Origin of the sequence: Pseudomonas sp. PS02302 (assembly GCF_029959585.1) — a bacterium.
GTDB classification, from domain to species: Bacteria; Pseudomonadota; Gammaproteobacteria; order Pseudomonadales; family Pseudomonadaceae; genus Chryseomonas; species Chryseomonas aestiva.
This window is the reverse complement of sequence record NZ_JASCON010000144.1, coordinates 1-4,326: the sequence shown is the minus strand read 5'-3', so window position 1 is coordinate 4,326 and position 4,326 is coordinate 1. Positions and strand designations below refer to the sequence as shown.

The following is a 4,326-nucleotide window of genomic DNA, read 5'->3' as shown; positions in this document are numbered from 1 at the left end:
GCCCATAGCCGCGATAGAGCTCTATCGCGGCCATGGGCCGCTCCTACGGACAGCACCCCAGGTAAACAGCAGACATGAGCGAACAACCCCTAGATCCCCAAGCCCAGGAACAGGAAGACAACAAGCTGATCGCCCAGCGCAAGGAAAAGCTTTCCGCGCTGCGCGACCAGCAGGCCATTCCCTTCCCCAACGATTTCCGCCGCGACAGCTTGGCCGGTGACCTGCAGCAGCAGTACGCCGACAAGACCAAGGAAGAGCTGGAAGCCGCAGGCATCAAGGTCAAGGTGGCCGGGCGCATCATGCTCAACCGTGGCGCCTTCATGGTGCTGCAGGACACCAGCGGTCGCATCCAGGTCTACGTCGACCGCAAGACCCTGCCGGCGGCAACCCTGGAAGCGGTCAAGAGCTGGGACCTGGGCGACATCATCGCCACCGAAGGTACCCTGGCCCGCTCCGGCAAGGGCGATCTCTACGTCAACATGGGCGATGTGCGCCTGCTGACCAAGTCGCTGCGCCCGCTGCCCGACAAGCACCACGGCCTGACCGACACCGAGCTGCGCTATCGCCAGCGCTATGTCGACCTGATCGTCAACGAAGAGGTGCGCCAGACCTTCCGCGTACGCTCCCAGGTCATCGCCCACATCCGCCGCTTCCTCATGGAGCGGGGTTTCCTCGAAGTGGAAACTCCCATGCTGCAGACCATTCCCGGCGGCGCGGCGGCCAAGCCCTTCGAGACCCACCACAACGCCCTGGACCTGGCCATGTTCCTGCGCATCGCGCCGGAGCTGTACCTCAAGCGCCTGGTGGTCGGCGGCTTCGAGAAGGTCTTCGAGATCAACCGCAACTTCCGTAACGAAGGCGTCTCGACCCGGCACAACCCCGAGTTCACCATGCTCGAGTTCTACCAGGCCTACGCCGACTACCACGACAACATGGACCTCACCGAGGAACTGTTCCGCGAACTGGCCATGGCCGTGCTCGGCAGCACCGACGTGCCCTATGGCGACAAGGTCTTCCACTTCGGCGAGCCCTTCGTGCGCCTGTCGGTGTACGACTCCATCCTCAAGTACAACCCGGACATCACCGCGGCAGACCTGCAGGACGTCGAGAAGGCCCGCGCCATCGCCAAGCGGGCCGGCGCCAAGGTGCTGGGTCACGAAGGCCTGGGCAAGCTGCAGGTGATGATTTTCGAGGAACTGGTGGAGAGCAAGCTGGAGCAGCCGCACTTCATCACCGAGTACCCCTTCGAGGTCTCGCCGCTGGCGCGTCGCAACGACGACAACCCCAGCGTCACCGACCGCTTCGAGCTGTTCATCGGCGGCCGCGAGATCGCCAATGCCTACTCGGAGCTCAACGACGCCGAAGACCAGGCCGAGCGCTTCATGCTGCAGGTCCAGGAAAAGGACGCCGGTGACGACGAGGCCATGCACTACGACGCCGACTTCATCAACGCCCTGGAATACGGCATGCCGCCCACCGCCGGCGAAGGCATCGGCATCGACCGCCTGGTGATGCTGCTGACCAATTCGCCGTCGATCCGCGACGTCATCCTCTTCCCGCACATGCGTCCGCAATAAGAGTGGCGCCCCGTTCGGGGCGTCGCTCCGACTCCTGCCGACCGGGGCTCTGTCATCAAAGGTTCATCCGGACCTGCTAACAGAGCCCTGGTGTCGCGTTTCTCCGCAGGTAGCCATGACCAATACGTTGATCCCCTTGCATCCGGCCGCCGAACGGCTGGGGCTGCTCTACGCCTATCATTTCACCTCGGGCCAGCCGGGCCGCGCCCTGACCATGGCGCCGGAAGATCCCTGGGAGGCGGAAGAAGGCGGTTTTCGCTGGCTGCACTTCAACCTGGCTCACGCCGCCGCCGAGCGCTGGATGCGCGAGCACCTGGGGTTGCCCGAGGAATTCTTCGAATCCCTGCACGCGGGTTCCCATTCGACCCGGCTGGAACCGGCCGACGACACCCTGCTCGGGGTGGTGAACGACGTGACCCTCGCCTACGGCCAGGTCTCGGTGGACGTCGCCACCCTCTGGGCTTGCGCCCGCCCGGGACTGCTGGTGACCGCCCGCGCCCAGCCACTGCGCTCGGTGGATCGCCTGCGCCATGCGGTGCGTCGTGGCGAGGGCTTCGGCTCTACCCTGGAGCTGCTGGTGCACCTCCTGCGCGACCAGGCCGACGTGCTCACCGGCATCATCCGCGACACCACGGTCAAGGTGGATGCCATCGAGGATCGCCTGCTGTCCCAGCGGCTCTCCGCCAGTCGCGCCGAACTCGGCGGCCTGAGACGCGCCCTGGTGCGGCTACAGCGGCTGCTGGCCCTGGAGCCGGGCTCCTTGCTGCGGCTGCTCAACCGGCCACCGGCCTGGCTGCGGCGCGACGACATCCAGACCCTGCGCGAGGCGACCGAGGAATTCGACCGGGTGCTGGACGACCTCGCCGCCCTGGTGGAGCGGCTCAAGCTGCTGCAGGAAGAGATCGCCGCCGCCTCCGCCGAGCAGACCAATCGCACCCTGTTCACCCTGACCCTGGTCACGGTGCTGGCCCTGCCGATCAACATCATCGCCGGCTTTTTCGGCATGAACGTCGGCGGCATCCCGCTCTCCGACTCGCCCCACGGTTTCTGGATCCTGGTGGCGCTGGTGGCAACCTTCACAGTGCTGGCCGGCAGCCTGGCCTTTCGCAAGCGCGGTGACTGACCGGCTGCGTGCAACCCCCGGGCGTGCGTCGCGGTCTTTAGTGCGGTGCTTCAGAAGCTGACTGCACAATTTTGGCGGCGCTTTTTGCTCCTGGACGTCGTTGCCACTCCTCGCCATAGCCCTGCTATGACTCGTCGCGGCGCCGAGCCCAAGAGGAAAAATCACTCGCCAACTCTTGCGCGAATCTCTGAAGCACCACACTAGGCAGCCTCCACTGGAGACCACGATGGACTTCAAGGACTACTACGAGGTGCTCGGCGTCGCCCCCGACGTCGACGACAAGACCCTCAAGACCGCCTATCGCAAGCTGGCGCGCAAGTACCACCCTGACGTGAGCAAGGAGGTCGAGGCCGAGGCCCGCTTCAAGGAGGTGGCCGAGGCCTATGACGTCCTGCGCGATCCGCACAAGCGGGCGGAATACGACCAGGTACGGCTCTACCAGCAGCAGGGCGAGCGCTTCCAGGTGCCGCCGGACTGGCAACCGGGCTCCGGCGCCGACTACAGCGATCCCCAGGCCGGTTTCGGCGAGGACTATTCCGACTTTTTCGAGTCCCTGTTCGGTGCGGCCGGGCGTTCCCCGCACGGCGGCTTCGCCCGCCGGGGCCGTGACATCGAACTGGAATTGCCGCTGTTTCTCGAAGAAAGCCAGGCCGGTAGCACCAAGCCGCTGAGTTTCAGCCTGCCGCAGCGGGATGAACTGGGTCGCCGCGTGGGCGAGAGCACCAAGACGCTCAACGTCAAGATTCCCGCCGGCAGCGGCGATGGTGAACGCATCCGCCTGAAAGGTCAGGGCGAGCCGGGGCTCGGCGGTGCCGAGGCGGGAGATCTCTATCTGGTCATCCGCCTGGTGCCCCACCCGCTGTTCGACGTGGACGGCCAGGATCTGGTGGTCAGCGTACCGCTCGCCCCCTGGGAAGCCGCGTTGGGCGCCAAGGTGCAGGTGCCGACGCTGGATGGGCAGATCATGCTCAGTATCCCGCCCGGCAGCCAGAATGGTGCGCGGTTGCGGGTGCGCGGCAAGGGCCTGGCCGGCAAGGCCGGGCAGGGCGATCTGCATGCCGTGCTCAAGATGGTGATGCCGCCTCGAGGTGATGAAGAAACTCAGGCGCTGTGGCGCCAACTGGCCGAGCGGGCGGCCTTCGATCCCCGCCGCGACTGGAGGAGAGTCTGATGAGCAGTCTGATCGTCCTGCAGGAATTCTGCGTGCTCTGCGAGGTAAGCGAGCCGGTGGTGGTGGAGATCGTCGAGCACGGCATCCTGGCGCCACAGCGGGGCAAGCGCCCGTCCGAGTGGCACTTCGATACCGGCGCTCTGCACCGCGCCCGTCGCGCCGTGCGCCTGCGCCACGAACTGGACCTGGACTGGTCCGCGACGGCCCTGGCCCTGCACCTGCTGGACGAGGTGGAAGAGCTGCGCCGCGAGAACCAGCGCCTGCGGCGGCGCCTGGAGCGCTTCGCCGGCGAGCTGCGCGACGTCTGACCGGCCGCGTAGGCTGGTGGAGGCGGCTCCATCGTCGAAGCCCAGCGGTCCCTGGTTGAACCTGGCCATGTTGGGCTTCGCTGCGCTCAGCCCAACCTGCACGAGCGCCCCCTCTCCCTCCGGGAGAGGGCAGGGGTGAGGGAAGCT

The 4,326-nt window shown here is 66.3% G+C and carries 4 protein-coding genes; all 4 read left to right on the top strand.

Features of this window, described 5'->3' with window-relative positions:
* Positions 1-74: 74 nt before the first annotated feature.
* Complete coding sequence (gene lysS / locus QMX82_RS25335; RefSeq protein WP_282288703.1) at positions 75-1,577, top strand: lysine--tRNA ligase; 1,503 nt, start codon at positions 75-77, stop codon at positions 1,575-1,577.
* 115 nt (positions 1,578-1,692) lie between these two features.
* Positions 1,693-2,700: a transporter gene (locus QMX82_RS25330; RefSeq protein WP_158891300.1), complete on the top strand. Its 1,008-nt coding sequence runs from the start codon at positions 1,693-1,695 to the stop codon at positions 2,698-2,700.
* A 226-nt stretch (positions 2,701-2,926) separates the two neighbouring features.
* A complete protein-coding gene (gene cbpA, locus QMX82_RS25325; protein WP_282288700.1) occupies positions 2,927-3,871 on the top strand; it encodes a curved DNA-binding protein in 945 nt (314 codons plus the stop codon).
* Positions 3,871-4,179: a chaperone modulator CbpM gene (locus tag QMX82_RS25320; protein WP_158891296.1), complete on the top strand. Its 309-nt coding sequence runs from the start codon at positions 3,871-3,873 to the stop codon at positions 4,177-4,179. The genes cbpA and QMX82_RS25320 overlap by 1 nt, the downstream gene beginning before the upstream one ends.
* Positions 4,180-4,326 lie beyond the last annotated feature (147 nt).